This window comes from Haloferax mediterranei ATCC 33500 (assembly GCF_000306765.2).
Classification (GTDB): Archaea; Halobacteriota; Halobacteria; order Halobacteriales; family Haloferacaceae; genus Haloferax; species Haloferax mediterranei.
This window is the reverse complement of record NC_017941.2, coordinates 490,297-512,606: the sequence shown is the minus strand read 5'-3', so window position 1 is coordinate 512,606 and position 22,310 is coordinate 490,297. Positions and strand designations below refer to the sequence as shown.

The window sequence follows — 22,310 nt, the reverse complement described above, 5'->3', positions numbered from 1 at the left end:
TCTCTTCGGTTACGTTGTCATTGACCAGCGGTAACCTCCACTTGTTTGTCCACGTCGAACCCGTAGCCGCTTTCCTTCCACACCGGTCGCACGAGCCTTAGTGTTTTCCGGCACACTGAGTCCGGTTGTGAACAGGGTTAGTGGCACGTTCAACTGGACAACGTCACGACACAACCGGTGGACGAACGAACATCCGTATTCCCCCGGTGAGAAGACGAGGGCTCGCCTCCCAGACATCCATAGTACCGGAGTGAGCCACAACGTAGCCCCAAGTATCATATAGTTTCCAAAAATCGCGTTTGGAAGCGCAGCTTACAAAATATCATTTCAGCTACTCCTTTAGTGACAAGGCATCGTAATGAGTCGTAATGCAGCATCCGAGCGAACCGCACGTTGTCGCCCTCTGCGGAAGCCTTCGCGACCAAAGCAAGACACGAATCGCCCTCAGAGAGGTACTCACGGCCGCAAACGACGCAGGAGCCTCGACAGAACTCGTTGATTTACGCGACTACGAGTTACCGGCGCTGAACGCTGTCGATTCCGACGTGCCGGATTCGCAACGACTCCAAGAGACCGTCAGCAACGCGGACAGCATCGTCCTCGGGACGCCTAACTACCACGGGTCGTATTCGGGCGTGCTGAAGAACGCACTCGATTACTGTGGCCGCGACGAGTTTTCCGAGACGGTTGTCGGATTGCTAGAAGTGGCTGCGGGACAGTTCCCGGGGACCGCACTTGTTCATCTCCGGACGGTCTGTCGGACACTCAACGCATGGACGCTTCCGACGGAGGTTGCAATCCCCAACTCGCACACGATGGTTACCGAAGCGGGTATCCGAGATCAGGAGTTGTCGGAACGAACCGCCCGTTTGGGGCGTGAACTTGCCCGGTATGCGGGCATGCCTCGATACCCGGAACTAGTCGAGCAACGAAACGAGCGGACAGTGGCGGGGGCGCAAAATGACTAACCATTCCACCGCAGACGGTACTCGGTCACCCGGGGGTGAGATGGACGCTATTCGCGTCCACGAGTACGGTAACGAGGATGTCTTGCGTCTCGAACAGGTTCCCCGACCAGAACCCGACGACGACGAGTTACTCGTCCGGGTTCGCGCTGCCGGGGTGAACCCAATCGACTGGATGGTTCGAGAAGGCTACGTCGACGACGCGCTCGCCCCGTCGCTTCCGTACATTCCCGGCTGGGACTTCTCGGGTGTCGTCGAGGCGGTCGGGGCCGAGCGTTCGGCGTTCGAAGTCGGCGACGAGGTGTTCGGACTCGTTCGAATGCCCGACCCCGGAAACACGTACGCCGAGTACGCGACAGCCCCGGTGGAGGACGTTATTCTGAAACCGGAAACGCTCTCCCACCGAGAGGCTGCGGCGGTCCCGATGGTTGCACTAACAGCCTGGCACGCACTCTTCGAGGAAGGTGAGTTACAGGCTGGCGAGCGGGTGCTCATCCACGCTGCTGCGGGTGGCGTCGGCCACATGGCGGTTCAATTCGCGAACCACGTCGGAGCACACGTCATCGGAACCGCATCCGGACGGAACGAGGAGTTTCTTAAGGGTCTCGGTGTCGACGAGTTCGTCGACTACCGGGAACAGCAGTTCGAAGATGAGGTTCACGACGTTGACGTCGTCCTCGACGCAGTCGGCGGCGACACACTCGAACGGTCGATTTCGGTCCTGAAGCGCGGTGGCCGCCTCGTCACGCTCCCGGAACCACCGTCGGAAGACATCATCGAGAAAACTCGTGCCGACCGGGACGCGACAGTTCACTGGTTCAGCGTCGAACCGGACACAACGACGCTTTCTGAGGTACGAACCCTGCTTGAGGACGGCCAAGTTCAGGTGACAGTCAGCGACGTGTGGCCGCTTTCGGAGGCTCGCGCTGCCCAGAGGGAAAGCCAACGCGGGCACGTCCGCGGTAAACTCGTCTTGGAGATTTGAGGTCTGCGAGGAATCTCCGGATGAGACCCGGATGGGCAGAATATTACTGCGTTAAAAATGAGAGTACCACCCTCGAAACTCCGGAGGAATCAAGACTCATGTTTGCCAACCCGACATTATGTCCCTTGATTGGAACGATATCACACACATCACAAAAGTCGATCCGGCGGAACCGTTACCGCAGGACCTGGAGATTCTTTCCCAGACGGACTTAGTCATCGTCGGGGGCTCTGACGGCGTAACGCAGGAGAATTCACTCGACGCGATTGAACGAGTTCAAAATCAGTTTCCGGACCTCCCGGTGTTTCAGGAACCCTACGGCTCGGACCACGTCTCGTCGGAGACGATGGATGCCGTCGATTATCTCTCCGTCCCTGCCGTCTACAACGGCGACCGCGACAATTTCGTCGCAAAGCACGTAGATTTCTTCACCGAAGTCGGGAGCAAGCCCGAAGAGGTGGTCGGAACCGGACTCCCAATCGTCGGCGACGTCATCGCCTCACGAGGGCGCGATGCCATCGCGTCGGCCGCGGAGAAGATACTAGGCGAGGGTTACGTGATTCAGAACCTCGATTCGAAGGCGGCCACTGTCTCCGGGGTTGACAAACGCTACAGTCCCGACGAAGTTGCGGGTGCAGCGCTGGCGACCGAATCCTTCTACGGTTTCCCTATCTTTTATATCGAATACTCCGGCGTCTACGGCGGTCCCGAAGACGTGGAAGCGGCGGCAAAATACCTCGACGAGACGGCGTTACTCTACGGTGGCGGCATCCGGAGCAATCGACAGACCAGAGAGATTCTCGACGCCGGTGCCGACGCCATCGTCGTCGGCGACTGTTTCCACGACGACCCCGAGCAGTATCTGCAGACGATTCCCTGACTCTGGTCGTAGCCATCTCTCAGCGGGGGAGCCGAGATTACTCTACAGACTCGAACCGAACCGTATCGGCTTCGAAGTCCTCGACGAACGCGCCGGGGCCGCCGACGCTGTACGTTCCGTCTTCTGTCTCGACGACGAGCGCGTTTTCGACCGGGAACGAGTTGTTCGCGGGTTCGAGCAGTCCCTGTCGGATGTCCACGACGCGGCCGTTGAGTTCGGTCGGACCGCTGGTGTGGACCATCCGCCCAGAGACAGTCACAGTCAGGTCGATACCGGCACGGCGGCAGAGCGCGGCCTGCAAGACGGCGTGGCGGAAGTTGTGGTACGTCGTCGGAAGCGGGTCCGGTTCGACCGTGTAGGCCTCGGCGGCCATCGGCCAGTAGTTACCGAAGAACGAACCGACGATGACTGGGCCGAGGTGGGGTTGGGCAAAGACGATTGCCTGCGACTCGGAATTCGACCGAGCGACCATCTCGCCGGGTGCGATGAGGCCGGTCCGCGCGTCGACGGTAAGCATCATCGGCATCGGTTCGTGCCAGACGCGCACGAGCGACGCCACCCCGTCGACCTCGAGGTCGTCGTGCGGTTCGACACCGCTGACGACGAGCGAAATGAGAACGCCCCGCTCGCGGGCGGTGCGTAACTCGTCGGCGACTTCGTCGAGCACGTCGTAGGGGAGCGACAGCGTGATTTCGGACTCCGCCCGTTCGATGAGTTCGGCGATGCGCTTGAGTACCGTCACCCGTGATTTGATGACCTCGAATCGGTCTTCGTCACGGGCGGTGGCCGTGTATCGCTCTTCGAGCGCTGGCCGCATCGACTCGACGCTCTCGGAAAGCGACTCGATGACTTCGAGCGGCGGCAGAGGACGAATCGTCGTCGGAACGACGTGGTCGTTAACCTCCACGAAACCTCGCTCTTCGAGTTCGTTGCTCACACTGTAGACGTAGCGCTTGGAGACACCTGCCGCGTCGGCGATTTGGCTCGCCTTCGCCTCCCCGAGTTCGAGGAGCGTCAGATACGTGTCGACGACCTTCTCTGAGAGTCCGAACTGCTCGAGAAGGTCGGCGAGTTCCCGGTCGTCCATGGTCAGATTGTCATCGACCACGGTACTTAATCACTCGACTCGGAAGCGGTTCGAAGCACGCCCACGGCGGAGATGGCGCTTCGACGGTTCGTCCGACTGCTGCGACTCGGAGCGAGTCGGGATAGTTCATGTCACACGTCAGGGGACGACAATAGATATCCGCCGACGCGTTCTGAAAGTGTGAAGGAACATTACACCAAGATTATTATCTGCGGGGAACCCACGACTCAACAATGCAATTACGCGATGCACTGGCCGACTACAAACGGCACGCAGAACACCCGACTCGCTTTCCAGGCGAGAGACGAACGACGAGCGGCCTGTTTTCGGGACTCGGCGAGCGACTGGTTCACGTCGAAACCGACGGGTCGCTCCGTGATTTCGGCTATCCGATTTCGGGTCTCTGGGGTATCGAACGCTCGCGGTTCGGAATTCGACCGACCGGCGAGGGCGACGGTGCCGATATCGTTTGGTTCGACGACAGCGCAACGCAGTCCTACACCGACGACGGCGCGCTCGTCGTCACCGAACACGAGACGACCTACGGCGACGTCACCCAGTACGACCTCACCGTCGACGACGCTCACGTGACGCGATTCGAGACCGATGCCGACGTCGAACTCGTCGCGTTCGTCCACTTCCAACCGGACGGCCGCGACACGCTCGTTGGCCAGCTATACCATGGTGATACCGTCGAGACGTACCACGCCGAAGAACACGACTTCCTCGCGTCGGACCCAGCGTTCGAGCACGTCGAAGGCCGCATTCCCGAGCAGTTCGACGAATTACTCTCCGAGGGCGAGGTCGAACTTCCACGGCCTCTCTCCGACGACCGATACGAAGAGGGCCAACTGAGCGGCGCAGTCGTCGGGACCGTCCCCTTTGCGGGCGGGTCGGCCACTGTCGGCCACCTCCTCACTGACGACACCGAGACGAGTCGAAAAGACGCGCTCGATACCGTGCGCGACCTCGTAACGCTCGGCCACGACGACCTGCGCGCCCGCGCCGCCGAACAGGTTGAGGGGACGGTTCCCGACCACGACGAGGCGGGCGCGATGCGCGACGATATTCGCGTGCTCTCGCTTCTTTCCGGGTCGCTCGGCCTCCGCATCGCCGGTCCCGATTTCGACCCGTACTACGCCTACTCCGGCGGTTACGGCTACACGTGGTTCCGCGACGACGCCGAAATCTCGAAATTCCTCTTCGAGTCCGACGAGAAACTCGGTCTCGGCCTCGATGCGTGGCACGAGCGAAGTGCGCGCGCCTACTGCCGTACCCAGCGCGCGGATGGCTCGTGGCCCCACCGCGTCTGGCCGTTCGACGGGTCGCTCGCGCCCGGATGGGCTAACGCCCGCCTCGAATCGGGCGACGACGCCGATTATCAGGCTGACCAGACGGGGAGCGTCATCGCCTTCCTCGCGACCTACTACGGCCACTGCGACGACGCCGACCTCCGCGCCGACATCGAAGAGACGCTCTCGCTCGCCCTCGACAGCCTCGACGAGACCCTCGACGACGACGGTCTCCCGGTCAACTGCCAGAACGCGTGGGAGAACATGACCGGTCGGTTCAGCCACACCACCGCGACGTTCCTCGAAGCGTACGCCGCGCTCGCCCTGTCCGACCTCGACGACGACCTGACGGACCGCGCCGCCGACCGCGCACACGAAGTCCACGACGGTGTCGACCGCCTGTGGAGCGACGACCGCGAGTGCTACGCGCTCCGCCTCGAAGACGGCGAACTGGACGACCGCTACGATTCTGCTGCCCTTGCGCTCGTGTCCGCCCATCGGACCTACGACCAACTCGAACCTGTCGGCGACGACCGCCTCGACCGCCTCGTCGCCCACGTCGAATCCGTCTTCGACGGTCTCTGGCACGACCCCGACGAGAGCGACGTAAAGGGACTCGTCCGCTTCGAAGGTGACGACTGGCGGATGCGCGAACAGTCCTCGGAGAAGATTTGGACCGTCTCGACCGCGTGGGGCGCGAACGCTGGCATCGAACTCGCCGGACTGCTCGCGGCCCACGACGACGACCGAAGCGCGGCCTTCGTCGAGAAAGGACAATCGCTTCTCGACCTCGTCCTACCGGACGGCCCGCTCAGCACCGAGAATGGCTATCTCGCAGAGCAGTTCTTCGACGACGGAACGCCCGACAGCGCGACCCCGCTCGGCTGGCCGCACGCGCTTCGGTTGGCGACGCTCGCGACGCTGGCCGACGAGTCACTCGCGGGTTCGGCGGTGCTAGAGTAACGGGACCACACCGGAGTAACGGGCTGACCCCGAGAACGACAGCCGAAAAGGCGAACCAGAACTGAAACCGAAAGCGCGAACAAAAACTTCGAACGACTTCTTCACGCGGATACGACAGCGGAGGCAGTTACTGCGTTGGGGGCAGTTACTGCGTTGGGGGCAGTTACTGCGTCGAGGTTAGTTTACTGTACTGGGGTCGCGCGCTGCTTCGACTCGCGGTGTTTGAGCGATTCGCCGGTCTTGGGGTGGAACACGTGAAGGTCGGACTCGTCGAAGGTGATACTGATTGTCTCGTCCGTTTCAGGCTCGATGTCCGAGTCGACGCGGGCGATGAAGTCGGGGGCGATGTCGAGGTGCAGATAGTTGTCGGAGCCGATGGGTTCGACGACGCCGACCGTCGAATCGATGAGATTCGAGCCGTCCGACGCCGGGGTAACGTCTTCGGGGCGTATACCGATTCGAACCTCGGTCTCGTGTGTGGTCTCCCGGAGGTCCGCGGAGAACGACTCGGACAGCCGGTACGAAAACGAGCTATCGTCGTTGACGAGGACCACGTGGTTCCCCTCGCGTTCGACCGACACGTCGAGGAAGTTCATACTCGGCGAGCCGACGAAGCCGCCGACGAACTCGTTTGCGGGGTTTTCGTACACGTCCTTGGGTCGGCCGACCTGCTGGAGTTTACCGTCTTTCAGGATGACGATGCGGTCGCCCATCGTCATCGCCTCTTCCTGGTCGTGGGTGACGTACAGCGAGGTGATACCGAGGTCGTTCTGGAGGCGCTGAATCTCCGTCCGCATCGTCGTCCGGAGCTTCGCGTCGAGGTTCGAAAGCGGTTCGTCGAAGAGGAACACGTCGGGTTCGCGGACGATGGCGCGGCCGAGCGCGACGCGCTGTTTCTGCCCGCCGGAGAGTTCGTCGGGTTTGTCGTCGAGTAGTTCTTCGATGCCCATCATCTGTGCCGTCTCGCGGACGCGCTCGCGACGCTCTGCTTTCGAGAGGTCGGTGCTCATCCGCAGCCCGAACGCCATGTTCTCCATGACGGTCTTGTGCGGGTACAGCGCGTAGTTCTGGAACACCATCGCCACGTCTCGCGTGCGGGCGTGCTGGTCCGTCACATCCTCGTCGCCAACGAGGATACGACCGCTCGTGGGCGATTCCAACCCCGAAACCATGCGGAGCGTCGTCGACTTCCCGCACCCCGACGGGCCGACGACGGTGATGAACTCACCGTCTTCGACCGCAACCGAGAGGTCGTCAACGGCAACGATTCGGCCGTTGTCGAACTCCTTTCTGAGTGTATCGAGCGTAATAGTCGCCATTGTATCCATGGCTCGGTGTGGCACAGTATAGTTCTTCCCCTATCCTTCGAATGTATGAAGCACAATTTCGTAGTAGTTTTGCATCGTGGGTACAGACCGTAATGACGCGTCTGAACGAGAGAGCACGTCCCTGTCCGGGGACCCAGACGCACTTCTGGCACAATTTTTCGCACACTGGCCGACCGCGTTTCGAGCGCACGAGCGCGACCGAAGACGTCAATCGAGGATGAATGATTATGTCTTATTCGAATGATTTAATATGTGAACAACTTATTCCTCATCTATTCACACCATGCCACTGAATCGCAGAACCTTACTGAAGAACCTCGGTGCGGCCGGCACGGTTGCCGCGCTCGCGGGTTGCGTTGGCGTCCAAGAGAGTTCCACCAACCAGTCGGGCGGCGATTCCGACGGTTCGGGCGACGAAAACACCGACAGCAGTACCGGCGAGACGTCCGAATCCGAACCCGTTGGGACAGCCTCGGTCTGGTACTCGCTTCCCGAACCAGAGATTCCCGGCCGGAAGTCGGCCCTCGAACAGTTCAACGAAGCGTCGGACCATACGGTGAAGGGCTCGGACATCTCCGACATGCGCAAGAAGACGACGAGCGCGATTCCCGCCGGGCAGGGTCCGCAGTCGTTCGAGTGGGCGCACGACTGGGCCGGTGACTACTACCAGCGCGGGTTCGTCGTCGACCAGAGCGACCAGGTCGACGTTGACCTCGACGTGTTCACGGGTGCCGCCCGCGAGGCAATCCAGTTCGACGGCAACCTCGTCGGCCTCCCGCACGACGCGGAGACGGTCGCTCTCGTCTACAACAAGGACATCGTCGACGAACCGCCGGAAACGGTTGCCGACATGGTCTCCGTGATGGAGGAGTTCCACGACCCCGAAACGAACAACTACGGGCTGGGGCTGCCCTTCGCAGACGGGTACTTCCTCAGCGCGTGGGCCCACGCCTTCGGCGGGTACTACTTCGACGACTCGGCGGACGAGCGAATTGGCGTCGCGCTCCCCGAGACGATTAAAGGCGTCCAGTTTACTGTCGACAACTTCGTGCCGTACATGCCGAACGACCCGGCGTACGAACCGCAGGCGGCCGCCTTCGCCGAAGGAAACGCCGCGTTCGCAATCAACGGGCCGTGGTACCTCTCAACGCTCAACGAGAAGGGTATCGACTACGGTGTGGCCAAGTTACCCTCTCCCGAGGGCGGCGAGCCAAAGCCGTTCACGGGCATCACGATGTGGTACTTCGCCAAGGCGATGGAAGAAGGCGGTGCCGACGCCGCCGCCAGTCGGTCGTTCATCGAGTGGTTCGCCACCAGCGAGGACCTCGCGCTGAAGGCGGCCCAGGAACAGGGCAGCATCCCGGTCCTCAAGAGCCTCGTCGAGAGCGGCGACCTCCCGGAGCACGTTCAGGGCTTCTCGGAGGCCGTCCAGCAGGGGCAACCGATGCCGACCCACCCGGACATGGGGAAGGTGTGGGACCCGGTCAAGGCCGCGCTCACGAAGGCGTTCAACGGCAAAGACGTCGAGAAGGCAATGAAGACTGCCGACGAAGAAATTCGCAGCAACCTCGAATAACGAGCTACATCAATGAGCACCGCATCACGTGTCGCCCGCCGCGTTGAGGACGTCCCGTTTCTCGACAAGCGAGACGTTTCGCTCCTCTTCGTTCTGCCGGGGCTGTTCGTCTTTTCGGCGTTCATGCTGTTTCCGGTCGTCTACCTCATCGGTATCTCGTTTACCGATGCGGCACCGGCGAACCTGTTCGCTGGAGAGGGTGCGTTTTCCGTCCTGACGTTCGGCGAGGCGACGTTCATCGGCATCGAGAACTACGCGGACGTGCTGTTCGGCGGCACGTTCAGCATCGTCCTGTTCGGCCACACCATCGCAACGCTCCCGATTAACGGCCAGTTCTGGAACTCGTTCGGCGTTACGTGGCTGTTCGTCGCAACAAGCGTTACGCTGAAGATTGCGTTTAGCTTGGCGCTCGCACTCGTCGTGACCAACGAGCGCGTCCGCGGAAAGCGCATCATGCGTTCTCTCATCATCCTTCCGATGGGGTTGCCGTCTATCTTCACCATCACCGTCTGGCGCGGCATCTTCAGCTCCGCGGAGTTCGGACTGGCGAATCAAATCCTGACGATATTCGGACTCGAAACCGTGTCGTGGCTCAGCGAGCGATGGCTGGCGTTCGCCGCCTACAACGTCACCGAGATGTGGTTAGCGTACCCGTTCATGGTCATCATCACCGTGAGCGCGCTTCAGGACGTTCCTGACGAACTCCACGAAGCGGCGATGGTCGACGGCGCGAGTTACTTCTCGCGGTTCTTCCACGTCACGTTGCCGTCCATCAAACGGCCCGTGTTCTTCGCGTCCATCCTGACCGCGGCAGCGTCGTTCCAGCAGTTCCTCATCCCGTTCGTGTTCAACGAGGGCGGACCGGCGCGCCAAAACGAACTCATCGTCGTCTACGGCTACCGGGAAGCCCTCTCGTTCGCCGAGTACGGGCGCGGGGCGGCGATTAGCATCATCGCGCTGTTGTTCATCGGCGCGTTCATGTGGCTGAACGTCAAGCGCGGCCGACTCGCAGACGGGGTGAACGACGCGTGAGCCTCCTCGATACCATCGGGCAAAAGCTGAAAGACGACGCCCAAACGGTAGCGATGGCTCCGGTGGAGGCAGTTCGAGACATCCGGTATACGGCTGTGGCCATCCAGCGCGGCGAAGTGTCGCCGATGGAACCGCTGAAGACGGCCGGTGCGACGCTCGGAGCGTTAATACTGGTCTGTCTGCTCTTGTTCCCGATTTACTGGATTCTCATCGCAGCGCTGTCGGGAACCGGCGGTTCGATATACTCTTCGAGCGGGCTGAAGCTCTTCCCGGAGGCACCGTCGTTAGTGCCGTTCCTCTGGGTTATCGGCGACCTCATCGTGCAGGGCTACGACATCGTCGTCGATATCCCGGTGACGAACGTCGCCCTCGTGTTCAGCACACCGCAGATTACGCTGCTCGACGTGAGCGCGATTCAACCGGGAACGGTCGGCCGGGTTGCCTTCGGCTCGTTCGAGTTGTTCCCCGGGTTCGCGGTCGAACCAATCGAGAATCCGTCGGCGTTCAAGTCGTTCTTCTGGAACAGTCTGACAGTGGCGATTCCGACGGTCATCATCGCGATGTCGCTCATCGTGCCGGCCGCGTACGCGCTGTCGCGCCGCGAGTTCATCTTCCGTCGGAAGATTCTGTTCGTCTACGTCCTGTTGACGCAGGTCGGCGGCGGACTCGGAATCGCGCTCCTCATCGGACTGTACACCGTGTACGTCCAACTCGGCATCAACGACAGCAAACTCGCGCTGGCGGTGTACTACGCGGCGACGGCGGTTCCGTTCAACACGTGGCTCTTGAAGACCTACATGGACGGAATTCCCGTCTCCTACGAGGAGGCCGCAGTCGTCGACGGCGCGCCACCGTGGCGAGTCGTCGTCGAGGTCATTCTCCCGCTCTCGACGGCGGGACTCGCGACGGTGTTTATCTTCACCTTCCTCACTGGGTGGACGGAGTTCGTCGTCGCACAAACGCTCCTCGGGACGGACAACTACACGCTCCCCGTCGGGCTGTACTCGCTCATCAGCGAGTACTCGATTCCGTGGGCGCGCTTCTCGGCGTTCGCCCTCACGTTCGCCTCCCCCATCATGCTCGTGTACCTCTTCGCACAGCGGTACATCGAAGGTGGGCTGTCGTTCGGCGGCGTCGAAGGCTAAGCCGAAACGCGCTCGGTGGTGTTCTTTTATATTTTTATTAAGATTAATAGAAATATCTCTTATTTGGCTTAAACCAATATATCTAGAACTAGAAGATAATTATTTGTGATGAGATACTTATTCACACACTATGTCATTCGACAGGCGAACGTTCCTGAAAGGACTCGGATTGAGCGCAATCGGTCTCGCCGGAGGTACCGGCGCCGGAAACGACGACCTCGCATTCGTCTCGCAGGCGGCCGCAGCGACGCCACCTGAACAGACGGTGAACTTCGCAGACGACGTCATTTATCAGCTTATCTCGGACCGGTTCCGAGACGGAAATCCGAACAACAATCCAACGGGCGAACTCGCGAGCGACGACTGTTCGAACCTCCGGAAGTACTGCGGCGGCGACTGGCAGGGCATCATCGACAAGATTCAAAGCGGCTATCTGACCGACCTCGGGGTCTCTGCCGTCTGGATTTCCCCGCCGTTCGAGAACATCACCGCCGTCGACTCGGACATCGGAACCTCCTATCACGGCTACTGGGCGCGCGATTTCACCGACCCGAACGAGTTCTTCGGCGACATGGAGACGTTCAAACAACTCGTAGACGTGGCCCACCAAAACGGCATCAAGGTCGTCATCGACTTCGTTCCGAATCACACCTCGCCGTCGACTTCCGACGGTGAACTCGAAGACGGGGCCCTCTACGACAACGGGAGCTACGTCGCCGCCTACAACGACGACCCCAAGAGCTATTTTCACCACAACGGCGGCACCGACTATTCGAGCTACGAGGACCAGATTTACCGCAACCTCTACAATCTCGCCGACTTCGACCACCACGAGGCGTACATCGACCAGTACCTGAAAGACGCCATCAAGCAGTGGTTGGACGCGGGAATCGACGGTATCCGCGTCGACGCGGTTGCGCACATGCCGCCGAAGTGGCAAAAGACGCTCGTCGATACCATCTACGACCACCGGCCGGTGTTCACCTTCGGCGAGTGGTTCCTCGGCGCAGACCAGTCGAATCCGCGGTACTACGAGTTCTCGAACGACAGCGGCATGAGCCTCCTCGATTTTCGATTCGGACAGGAGATTCGACAGGTCCTCCGCGACTTCACCGACGACTGGTACGGATTCAGGGATATGCTCCAAGAGACCGAATCGGAACACGACCAGGTCATCGACCAGGTGCCCTTCATCGACAACCACGATATGCCCCGGTTCACCGTCGCCGACGGCGACACGCGGAACACCGACATGGCGCTCGCGGTCCTTCTGACCTCGCGCGGGACGCCCGCGGTGTACTACGGAACCGAGCAGTACCTCACCGGCGGCAACGACCCCGACAACCGAAAGCCCATGCCGTCGTTCGACACGACGACGACCGCGTACAAGGTCATCCAGGCGCTCACTAGCCTCCGGTCGTCGAACCCGGCGCTCGCCTACGGCGACACCGAAGAACGGTGGATAAACTCGGACGTCTTCGTCTACGAGCGCGAATTCGGGGACAACGTCGTCCTCGTCGCCATCAACCGGAGTCTCGACTGGTACGACGTCTCCGGTCTCCAAACGTCGCTTCCGGAGGGAACCTACGACGACGCCCTCGGCGGCACGCTCGATGGCTTCTCTACGACCGTCAACACCGACGGCTCGATAGATACCTTCTCGGTCGGTCCGCAGACCGTCTGCGTCTGGGAGCACACCGGAACCACGGCCGAACCTGCTCTCGGCCACGTCGGCCCGACGATGGGACAGCCCGGCCACACCGTCGTCCTCAGCGGCGACGGCTTCGGCAGCACCGAGGGGTCGGTCGAGTTCGGCACGACCAGCGCATCCATCACCTCGTGGTCGAACACGGAAATCGAAGCGACCGTTCCCGCCGTCTCGGGCGGCTACTACGACGTGACGGTCACGGACGCAAACGGTGCCCAGAGCGACCCGTTCTCGGGCTACGAGGTGCTCTCGGGCGACCAAATCTCGGCTCGGTTCGTCGTCAACGACGCGACGACGGACGTGGGCGAGAACGTCTACGTCGTCGGCAACGTCCACGAACTGGGTGACTGGGACACCGACCGCGCCGTGGGACCGTTCTTCAATCAGGTCGTCCACGAGTACCCGAACTGGTACTACGACGTGAACCTTCCCGCGGGGACGGACATCGAGTTCAAATTCGTCAAAATCGCCAGCGACGGAACCGTCACGTGGGAGTCGGGGTCGAACCGACAGTACACCACGCCGACGGACTCGACCGGCGAGTACAGTGGGACGTGGAAGTGAAAAGTCGGACGATTGGGTCGGCCTAAGAGACTACCGCGGGACCGACCGCGTCGTCTCGACGACCGACCCATTTTCATCCACGACGACCCGAAGCGTCTCGTCGCCCTGTTGAATCGGCACCGAGACTGAAAACGGGTCCTCCGAGACGACGGCCACGTCGCTGTCGTCGATGCAGAAGTCAAACTCCCAGAACGGGCGGTCGTCGGGACTCGTTCCGTGGTCCGCGAGAAAGGAGACGACGGCCGGGTCGGTCAAGAGTCGGAGGCCAATCGTCGTTGCGATGGACGCGCCGCAATCGCGGCAGTCGCTCACCGCCGGATAGTCGAGGTGATGGTGCGGTTCGGCCTCGACTCGCGTGGTCATTCGGCCGCGACAGTACGGACAGACGCCTCGGTACGCCAGCGTGAAATCCCGCCAGAGACAGGTCCCGTAGGCTTCGAAGAGCGAGTCGGCGTCTCTGCTCGTCCGCCCGCGCGGGGGGAAGTACCCGTAGTGGACGAGCGTCGAACAGTCGGGGCAGGTGAGTTCGACGTTCTCGTCGGCATACCGGGCGTGAAGCTGGTGTCCGCAGGTCGGACAGGCCGCATCGACGGCACGTTCTTCCGGCGGCGGCGACTCGCCGAATCGTTCGTCGGTCACGATATCGACCGCTTTCGACCCCGCCCCGCGGAGTTCGTAGCCGTCTTCGCGCTTGGTGACGAACCGACCGACGAGTTTGTCGAGGTGGTAGTTGAACCGACCGCTGTCTTCGAATCCCGCCGCCGACTGGAGGTCGACAAAGGACTGTCGCCCACCGTTTCGGAGTGCGACGAGGATAGCGATTCGGTCGGCGTCCGCGAGCGCGCCGATTGCGTCGGCCGCCTGCTCGGCGTCGACGGAGACTGTTCCCTCGTCAGCGTTCATACTCTTTACGCGGGCGCGGCCGAGAAAACATCTTCCGCTCGGGAGACGGCCGCGTCGGACACCTCGCCCGGAAGTCGGCCACAACGGGCCGAACTGAAGAAATCTTCACACGCTCGCACCGCGACGGACACAATCGTCGCATCGGCTGCCGATTTCGAATCTATCGCGGCCGCCACACGGAGAATTGCTGAAAACCCCGTCTCACAAACAGAAGAACCCTTCAGAACAGCTTTATTGAGCAGTATACCGCCCGAATAGGTAATGCATCACCCCGGACCGCCGCGGTTTACGACCGTCGGCGACCCAGTCGAACTTGCACCGCGAAATCCAGACCCGGATTCGACTTTCCGGTGGCAACTCGTCGAAACACCGGATGAGTCAGCTGCGACGCTCTCGGACGCACCCGTAGTTCACCTCGATGCGGACGTTCCGGGCGTCTACGTCGCCGAACTCGACGCCCCCGACGGAATCCACCACGTGACCGTTCGGGTCTTCGCCGACCCGCGCCAGCCAGCGCGCTTTTCGATTACGTCCAGCGAGGTTGAAGAAGACCTCGACGAAATCGAGTCCGCGTCCGTCATCGGGCCGTTCAACGACTTCACGATGGGCGCAGACCGCGTCGAACGCGACGGCGACGAGTGGAGCGTGGACGTTCGACTCCCGCCGGGCGACCACGACGCGATTTTCGCGTTCGACGACGAGTTCGACCCGTACGCAACGGCCGAGGTGACTATCGAGGGTGCAGGCCGACCGAACATCCGGCTGACTGGCCGCACTGAGGGCGACGAAGTCGTCGTCGAGGCGATTGCTCGGCCGGCACCCGACGGGAGAGAACCGTCAGTCGAGTTCTACTTCGACGACCGCGACGACCTCGCCGAATCGGCAGTCGAAATCGATGGCGACCGCGTAGTCGTCGACCACGAGGACCTTCCGAACCTCTCGCGAGTCCATGCTGTCGTCGTGAGCGAGGAACCGCACCCCGACGAGGATGGCGAGACCATCGAACGCGCGAGTATCGCCGACACGCTCGAAATCCGTGCCGACGGGGAGGCGGTCGACTTCTCGAACCCCGCTGACGGACCGGAGTGGCTGGACGACGCGACGATGTACCAGATATTCGTCCGCGAGTTCGCCGGTGAAACCGTCGAGACGACGTTCACCGAAATCGAGCGCCGGGTGCCCTACATCGAGTCGCTCGGCGTCGACGTGGTGTGGTTCACGCCCGTCTGTGAGAGTCCGACCCGCCACGGCTACCACATCACTGACCTGTTCGACACCGCGACAGACCTCGGTACGCGCGAGGAGTTCGAGTCGCTCGTCGATACACTTCACGACGCCGGCATCACCGTCATCTTCGACCTCGTCATCAACCACACCTCACGGGACCATCCGGCGTTCCAACTCCACCGGGCGGGCGTCGCCGACTACGAGGATTACTACGAGCGCGTCCCGGCCGAACAGGACGCGTCGGGCATCGACTGGGCGGGCGACGACGCACCCGGCATGTACTTCAACTGGGCGCGGATTCCGAACCTCAACTACGACTCGCTGGACGTGCGAGCGTGGATGCTCGACGTAATCGACGAGTGGGTCGACGTCGTCGATGGCTTCCGATGCGACGTGGCGTGGGGCGTCCCCCACGGCTTCTGGAAGGAGGTTCAAGAGCGTGTGAAGGCCGAAAACGACGAGTTCCTGCTCCTCGACGAGACGGTCCCGCGGGACGTTCGATTCCGGGAAAACGAGTTCGACTACCACTACGACACAGACCTGTACGACACGCTCCGCGACATCGGGACCGGTGACGCCCCGGCGTCCGCGCTCTTTGACGCGCTCGTCGAGGCCGAACGCCACGGCTTCCCCGAAGAGGCGGTCCACATGCGCTACGTCGAAAACCACGACGAGACGCGCTATGCGACCGAATGCGAGGAGGGGACCCTCCGTCCCGCCGCAGCGGCGACGTTCACCCTGCCCGGCGTGCCCATGATTTACTACGGCCAAGAACGCGGCGTTCCAGAACAGCGCGGAACGATGCGCTGGCACGACGGCGACGCCGACCTGACCGACTTCCACCGGCGACTCGTCGCCCTCCGAAACGAGCATCCCGCACTACGCTCGAACGACGTGTCGAAAGCGAGCGTCGAAGTCGAATCGGGCGACGCCGACTCGGTCGTCGCCTATCGCCGCGTAGGGGAAGATGAGTCGCTGCTTGTCGTGCTGAACTTCGATTCGTCGCCCGCGACGGTGTCGCTGGAGGCGGACTGTGAGACCGAAGACCTCCTTAGCGAGGTCGACGTGGCAGCCGACTCTATTGCTGAGACGGCGGACACCTGCGTCGAAGTCGCCGACGTGGTCGTCTTGCGGGAGTAAACAATAGGCGATAGGCTAACCGAGACAGAGGCGGGTCAGTCGTCGTCCAAGAGGAACCGCATCGCATCGGGGAACCGGCGCGCCCACGCGTGTTCTCGGTGGACGCCGCCTTCGTCGACGAGGAATTCGACGTCGTCGTATCCCTTCTCGCGCAGTAACTCGACCATGCGCGCTGCGTCGTCGATGTACAACTCACAGCGCTCGGGGTCGTCCATGGACTCGGTGTCGCCCACGTCGACGTAGATGCGAGCGGGAGTGAACGGTTGGGCTTCGACGTACTCGAAGATATCCTCGCCCGACCACCAGAATGCGGGACTCATGGCTCCGAGAAAGCCCACTTTCTCGGGGTACTCGAAGAGCGCGTAGAGGCTGATGAGGCCGCCGAGCGAGGACCCGAGCAGTCCAGTCGACTCCTTTTCGGGTCGCGTCCGAAACGTCTCGTCGACGAGCGGCTTTACCTCCTCGAAGAGGAACGAAAGATAGCTATCGGCACCGCCGCCGCCGAACTCCGGATGCGGGTGGGGCGTGTACTCGACCGTCCGGTCGTCGCCCGCGTTCGGGACGCCGACGACGATTGCGCCGAGGCCCTTGTCGTGCAGTTCGTCCATCGCTCGATGAATGTCCCACGACCCGGAGTAACTGGTCGCCTCGTCGAAGACGTTCTGTCCGTCGTGCATGTAGCACACCGGGTAGGAACGGTCGGATTCGTCGTAATCGGGAGGTAGATAGACGAGAAGGTGACGCTCGAAATCGAGATACGTCGAAGAGAGTTCGTCGGAGATGCGTACGTCGCCGACGACGCTGTACTCGTCGTCGAGGTCGTACGGTCGCCAGTCGATATCGGTGGGCATGCCAGTTCGAATGGCGAGTGGTGAGATAATAGTTCGTAAAATAGACAGGATTGGTGGGCTACACCGCGATTGAGTAGTCCTTCGGCCTGTGGGAATTCACGACACAGTCGCTGTGAATCCGAAGTTCTTAACCCTCCCCTATTGGTAGGTTCGGCAACTCGCTGGCATGCGGGCACGCCAGAGGGCACCCGTCACGTACGGGACGAAATGTGGCCGACGGGGAATTCCCCGTCTGGGGCGGACGCCCCAGAATGGCTGAATCGCAAGCGCCCGCGGTGATATACAATGGCACGAAGCTTCTATTCCCACATCAAGGAAGCGTGGAAGACCCCGAAGGAAGGCAAACTGGCCGAACTCCAGTGGCAGCGAAAACAGGAGTGGCGCAACCAAGGCGCAATCGAGCGCATCGAGCGCCCGACGCGCCTCGACAAGGCTCGTGAACTCGGTTACAAGGCCAAACAGGGTATCGTTGTGGTCCGCGTCTCCGTCCGCAAGGGTGGCGCGCGCAAGCAGCGACACAAGGCTGGCCGCCGTACGAAGCGCCAGGGTGTCAACCGCATCGGTCGCCGCAAGTCCATCCCGCGCATCGCGGAGGAACGCGCCTCGCGCAAGTACCCGAACATGCGTGTGCTGAACTCCTACGGCGTCGGTCAGGACGGCTCCCAGAAGTGGCAAGAGGTCATTCTCGTCGACCCCAACCACCCGGCCATCCAGAACGACGACGACCTCAACTGGATTTGCAACGACGACCACGACGGCCGCGCCTTCCGTGGTCTCACCAACGCGGGCAAGCGCGGTCGCGGTCTGCAGAACCGCGGCAAGGGTACGGAACACATCCGTCCCTCCCTCAGCTCCAGCCGCCGCCGCGGCAAGTAACGCCCCGCGAACTGCACAACCTTCTCTCTTTATCGACCGGTGAGCGACTGCTGACTCGTGAGCGCTAAGCCGACGAGCCCCGGCCCGACGACAGCGACGACGAGTTCGAGAGCGATGGCCACGAGAAGGAGGACGCTGACCCCACAGAATCCGGCAAGACAGGTCGTTGCGCCGTCGAGATGGAGCAGGTGGTCGCCCGTCGTCCCACCGGGTGCGACAAAGATTCCGAACACGACCAGCATCGCGACCGGCCACCCGTACGTCACCTGACGCAGTGCGGTCTCCGAATCGACACCTCGCAGGCGACGAACGAGCGAGCGACCAAGGAAGAGCGGACCCGTCCACAGCACAACGAACGCGGCGACGCCTGAGACGACGAGTGCGGTCGCAACACCCCACAACGAGCCACCGCCCGCGACCGCCCAGGCGACTGCCGTCCCGACGAGGTACAGCAGGCTCACTCCGAGAAGTGAGCGTCGAAGTTCGGCGCTGAACGACCGCGACCCACGACGCCACAAGAGGTGCGCGCCGAGCGCCACGAGCGTCGCGACGCCGGCGGTTACTACGAAGACGAAGACCGGGAGCAGTCCAGTCGGGAGGGCCATACCCAGAACGTCACTGCACTGTCAGAAAATATGGGGTGACTCAGAACGGCGACGCCGGCCCGAGGTCCGCTTCGTCTTCCGACCCTTGTTCGACCGCGCCGTCCCAGTCGTCGAAGCCGCCGCGGAGACTGCTCACGTCGGCGTCGACGTTCTCGTCCAAGATAGAGGCGACCCGTTTCGAACTCTTGCCGACGTAGCACGAGACGACGACTTCGTCGGGCCACTCGCGTTCGAACACCTCGGGACCGAGCGTTGCCGCCGGGAGGTTCTCCGACCCGGGGATGTGTCCGGACGTGTACGACGATGGGTCCCGAATGTCGACAACGGAAACCTCAGTGTCGTCAGCGTCCAGTTTCTCGCGCAGTTCGTCGGGTGTCGTCTCCACGACCATACGCGACGTGACGAGCGAGGCGGGAAAGGCGCGTCGCTTCCGGCGATACGGCCAGCACGCGACCAGCCGTCCCCAGACACGCGGCCCGTGCCGCGGCTTTATTCGGTGGCGATTCCAACCTCGGGATATGACGCTCTCACTCGACGCCACCCAACTCGACCGCTACTCTCGACATATCATCATGGACGAGGTTGGCCCGGAAGGACAGGAGCGACTGCTCACCTCACGGGTCGTCGTCGTCGGTGCGGGAGGGCTTGGAGCGCCGGCTATCCAGTACCTCGCCGCGGTCGGCGTCGGCGAACTCGTCGTTGTCGACGACGACGTAGTCGAGCGAAGCAACCTCCAGCGGCAGATTATCCACCACGACGAGGACGTGGGCGAACCGAAAGCCCAGAGCGCCGCCGCGTTCGTCCGCGGCCTCAACCCGGACGTGAGCGTCGAACCAATCGAAGCGCGGGTGGACAAATCGAACGTCTACGACCTCATCGCCGATGCGGACGTGGTGGTCGACGCTTCCGACAACTTCCCGACGCGCTATCTGCTCAACGACGCCTGCCGATTCGAGGAGATTCCGCTCGTCCACGGCGCGATATACAAGTTCGAGGGACAGGCGACGACGCTCCTGCCCGACGGGCCGTGTTATCGGTGTCTGTTCCCCGAAGCGCCCGAACCGGGGACCGTCCCCGACTGCGCGACGACGGGCGTCCTCGGCGTCCTCCCCGGAACGGTCGGGTGTATTCAGGCGACTGAAGCGGTGAAAGTCATCCTCGAAGCGGGCGAGGTGCTCGATGGGCGATTGCTGTTCTACGACGCGATGGACATGTCGTTCGAGACGGTTCCGTACCGAACGAACCCCGAGTGTCCGGTTTGCGGCGAAGACGGTATCGACACGATTGGAGATATTGAGTACGTCGAGAGTTGCGCGGTCGATCTCGATTGAGTCAGTAAGAGCGAGAAAGCCGATTGAGTGGAGTAGTGTGGAGTGGGGAGGGTGGTGTCAGTTCAGCTATCGGCCGAACTGGAAGCCGCCGACCGTGTCGTCAGTCGAATCAGTATCCGCGTCGGCCTCCGAGTACGACTCGTTTCGTTCGTGGGTAGACACCCGTCCGCCGTCGGTCGCCGCCTGAACGACGTCGAGGTCTTCGACTTCTTCCAAGGCCGCCGCGTCGCCGCCGACGAGTTCGGCCACGCGATTGGCGAGCGCATCGAGTGCGACCGTCTGGTCGGCCGTGGCGTCGGTAATATCGGTCGTCGCCGCTTCGGCGGTGCTCGCGTGGTCCTGTGCCATTTGAATCGTCGTCGTGACCTCTTCGATGTTCGTCGCCTGCGAGTCGGTGGCGCGGGCGACCTCGGTGACGCCGTTTGCGGCCGAGTCGGCCGCGTCGGCGATTTCGGAGAGCGAAGCGAGCACGTCCTCGATTTCGCCCGAGGCGACCTGAATCTGCTCGTGGGACTGCTCGGACGCCATCACCGTCTCGTCGGCCTGTTCTTGAATCTCGGTGATGCTGTTTGCAATCTCCTCTGTGTGCTCGTGGGTCTGGTTAGCGAGTTGTTTGACCTCGTTTGCGACAACCGAGAAGCCCTCGCCAGCCTCGCCCGCGCGGGCCGCCTCGATGTTCGCGTTGAGTGCGAGCAGGTTCGTCCGGTCTGCGACCTCCGCGATGACCTCGACGACCTCCTCGATTGCGCCCATGCGCTGTTGGAGTTCGGTCACGCTGTCGAGCAGTTCGTCGGATATCTCGATGACCTGGTCGGTCGCGGTTCGAATGCTTTGTCCGGCCTCCTGTCCGTTTTCCGCGGCCGCACGCGCCTGGTTCGCCGCCGACGCGACTTCGTCGGACGTCGCCGCGATTTCCTCCATGCTCGCAGAGAGGTCCTGCATCTCCTCGGACCCCTTCGCAAGGAGTTCAGCCTGTTCTGTGACCTGCTCTTCGATGTCGGTTGCGGCGGTTGCCGCGCGCTGAATCGCCGTGCCGAGGTTTGCTGTCGTGTCGTCAACCTCGTTCGCAAGGCGTTCGAAACGCGTCGCCATCTGGTTGATGTCCGAGAGGACAGCCAGCGTCTCGTCTGTGAGGACGTTCCGGTCGTCGCTAAAGGACGCGCGTGCGGAGAGGTCACCGTCGGTGAGACTGCTGATAGTGACCGACACCTCTTCGACGAGTTCCTCGGACGCCCGTTGTTTTTCGACCACGTCGGTTCGGTCGTGAACCGCCTCGACGACGCCGACGAGTTCGTCTCCCTCGAACAGCGGTTGGGCGGTAAAGGCGATGTGTCGGTCCACGCCGTTTCGGTCGGTCATGGTACTGGTATCGCGGTAGAGTGACTGCGCCTCGTCGACGAGTTCGAGGTCGTGCACGTCAGCCGCGGTCGTCGGGTTTTCGAGTACCTTGTCGGCGAGCGTCTTCGCCCGGCGACCGTCCGGGTAGAACAACTCGCTCACGTGCTCCGACCCGAGCGCGTCCGCGGCGGAGACCCCCGTGAGCTTCGAGATGGGTTCGTTCCACGAAATGACGCGATGGTCCGCGTCGAGAACGAACACGGGCATCCCCACACCGTCGAGTAAGTCGCCGACGTGAAGTTGCTCTGCCGCCGCCGCAATCGTCGCACGGTCAGTGTTAGTTTCAGTTGTCTGTCCCCCGCCGTCCGTCCGCGCCCGAGCCCCGACCCCCGGGACCAGCGCCGCAAGTCGCGAAAGCAGGTCCATATGTCCGGAACACGGCCATCGGTGGCATAACCCTACTGTCCGAATTTTCAAATTTGATATTCTTAGCAGCGAACAACACGGGTCGACA

General features: G+C 62.1%; 18 protein-coding genes. 11 read left to right on the top strand and 7 right to left on the bottom strand.

The features are described 5' to 3' along the window. Positions 1-368: 368 nt before the first annotated feature. From HFX_RS02640 to HFX_RS02630, 3 genes are all read left to right on the top strand, one after another. Entirely contained in the window at positions 369-968 is a 600-nt protein-coding gene (locus HFX_RS02640; RefSeq protein ID WP_004057778.1) for an NADPH-dependent FMN reductase, read from the top strand. Between the two features lie 40 nt (positions 969-1,008). Continuing rightward, positions 1,009-1,950, top strand: coding sequence for an NADP-dependent oxidoreductase (locus tag HFX_RS02635; RefSeq protein ID WP_004057780.1), 942 nt, complete (start codon positions 1,009-1,011; stop codon positions 1,948-1,950). 118 nt (positions 1,951-2,068) lie between these two features. Next, positions 2,069-2,830 carry a geranylgeranylglyceryl/heptaprenylglyceryl phosphate synthase gene (locus HFX_RS02630; RefSeq protein ID WP_004057782.1) on the top strand — a complete coding sequence of 254 codons (762 nt, stop codon included), beginning with the start codon at positions 2,069-2,071 and terminating at the stop codon, positions 2,828-2,830. A gap of 37 nt (positions 2,831-2,867) precedes the next feature. On the opposite strand, the gene HFX_RS02625 is transcribed toward HFX_RS02630, so the two are convergent. Beyond that, positions 2,868-3,917: a TrmB family transcriptional regulator gene (locus HFX_RS02625; RefSeq protein ID WP_004057784.1), complete on the bottom strand. Its 1,050-nt coding sequence runs from the start codon at positions 3,915-3,917 to the stop codon at positions 2,868-2,870. Between the two features lie 233 nt (positions 3,918-4,150). Here HFX_RS02625 and HFX_RS02620 point away from each other — a divergent pair, with 233 nt between their 5' ends. Then, a complete protein-coding gene (locus HFX_RS02620) occupies positions 4,151-6,172 on the top strand; it encodes a hypothetical protein (protein WP_004057786.1) in 2,022 nt (673 codons plus the stop codon). A 182-nt stretch (positions 6,173-6,354) separates the two neighbouring features. Here the strand turns inward: HFX_RS02620 and HFX_RS02615 are convergent, their stop codons facing one another. Next, positions 6,355-7,491: an ABC transporter ATP-binding protein gene (locus HFX_RS02615; protein WP_004057788.1), complete on the bottom strand. Its 1,137-nt coding sequence runs from the start codon at positions 7,489-7,491 to the stop codon at positions 6,355-6,357. Positions 7,492-7,783: 292 nt separating this feature from the next. Between HFX_RS02615 and HFX_RS02610 the strand changes: the two genes are divergently transcribed. The 4 genes from HFX_RS02610 (at position 7,784) to HFX_RS02595 (ending at position 13,525) form a co-directional block, all read left to right on the top strand. Continuing rightward, positions 7,784-9,076 carry a substrate-binding domain-containing protein gene (locus HFX_RS02610; protein ID WP_004057790.1) on the top strand — a complete coding sequence of 431 codons (1,293 nt, stop codon included), beginning with the start codon at positions 7,784-7,786 and terminating at the stop codon, positions 9,074-9,076. A gap of 12 nt (positions 9,077-9,088) precedes the next feature. Then, on the top strand, positions 9,089-10,108 hold the full coding sequence (locus HFX_RS02605) for a carbohydrate ABC transporter permease (protein ID WP_004057793.1): 1,020 nt from the start codon (positions 9,089-9,091) through the stop codon (positions 10,106-10,108). After that, on the top strand, positions 10,105-11,253 hold the full coding sequence (locus HFX_RS02600) for a sugar ABC transporter permease (protein ID WP_004057794.1): 1,149 nt from the start codon (positions 10,105-10,107) through the stop codon (positions 11,251-11,253). The genes HFX_RS02605 and HFX_RS02600 overlap by 4 nt, the downstream gene beginning before the upstream one ends. 130 nt (positions 11,254-11,383) lie before the next feature. Continuing rightward, positions 11,384-13,525: an alpha-amylase family glycosyl hydrolase gene (locus HFX_RS02595; protein WP_004057795.1), complete on the top strand. Its 2,142-nt coding sequence runs from the start codon at positions 11,384-11,386 to the stop codon at positions 13,523-13,525. Between the two features lie 30 nt (positions 13,526-13,555). On the opposite strand, the gene HFX_RS02590 is transcribed toward HFX_RS02595, so the two are convergent. Next, positions 13,556-14,428, bottom strand: coding sequence for a DUF7351 domain-containing protein (locus HFX_RS02590; protein WP_004057796.1), 873 nt, complete (start codon positions 14,426-14,428; stop codon positions 13,556-13,558). Positions 14,429-14,689: 261 nt separating this feature from the next. Here HFX_RS02590 and HFX_RS02585 point away from each other — a divergent pair, with 261 nt between their 5' ends. Next, complete coding sequence (locus HFX_RS02585; RefSeq protein WP_004057797.1) at positions 14,690-16,795, top strand: alpha-amylase family glycosyl hydrolase; 2,106 nt, start codon at positions 14,690-14,692, stop codon at positions 16,793-16,795. Between the two features lie 35 nt (positions 16,796-16,830). Here HFX_RS02585 and HFX_RS02580 read toward each other — a convergent pair whose 3' ends face one another. Beyond that, positions 16,831-17,646 (bottom strand): alpha/beta hydrolase, encoded by an 816-nt coding sequence (locus tag HFX_RS02580; protein ID WP_004057798.1) that lies wholly within the window; start codon positions 17,644-17,646, stop codon positions 16,831-16,833. A gap of 285 nt (positions 17,647-17,931) precedes the next feature. Between HFX_RS02580 and HFX_RS02575 the strand changes: the two genes are divergently transcribed. Further along, entirely contained in the window at positions 17,932-18,522 is a 591-nt protein-coding gene (locus tag HFX_RS02575; RefSeq protein ID WP_004057799.1) for a 50S ribosomal protein L15e, read from the top strand. A 29-nt stretch (positions 18,523-18,551) separates the two neighbouring features. Here the strand turns inward: HFX_RS02575 and HFX_RS02570 are convergent, their stop codons facing one another. Together HFX_RS02570 and HFX_RS02565 are read right to left on the bottom strand one after the other, a co-directional pair. Further along, the gene (locus HFX_RS02570; protein WP_004057801.1) at positions 18,552-19,127 is read right to left on the bottom strand and encodes a hypothetical protein; all 576 of its coding nucleotides are present in this window, start codon (positions 19,125-19,127) and stop codon (positions 18,552-18,554) included. A 40-nt stretch (positions 19,128-19,167) separates the two neighbouring features. Continuing rightward, positions 19,168-19,518 (bottom strand): rhodanese-like domain-containing protein, encoded by a 351-nt coding sequence (locus HFX_RS02565; protein WP_004057802.1) that lies wholly within the window; start codon positions 19,516-19,518, stop codon positions 19,168-19,170. 127 nt (positions 19,519-19,645) lie between these two features. Between HFX_RS02565 and ubaA the strand changes: the two genes are divergently transcribed. Beyond that, positions 19,646-20,458 (top strand): SAMP-activating enzyme E1, encoded by an 813-nt coding sequence (gene ubaA / locus HFX_RS02560; protein ID WP_004057803.1) that lies wholly within the window; start codon positions 19,646-19,648, stop codon positions 20,456-20,458. A 66-nt stretch (positions 20,459-20,524) separates the two neighbouring features. On the opposite strand, the gene HFX_RS02555 is transcribed toward ubaA, so the two are convergent. Next, positions 20,525-22,222, bottom strand: a complete 1,698-nt coding sequence (locus HFX_RS02555) for a methyl-accepting chemotaxis protein (protein WP_004057804.1) — start codon at positions 22,220-22,222, stop codon at positions 20,525-20,527. Positions 22,223-22,310: the final 88 nt, after the last annotated feature.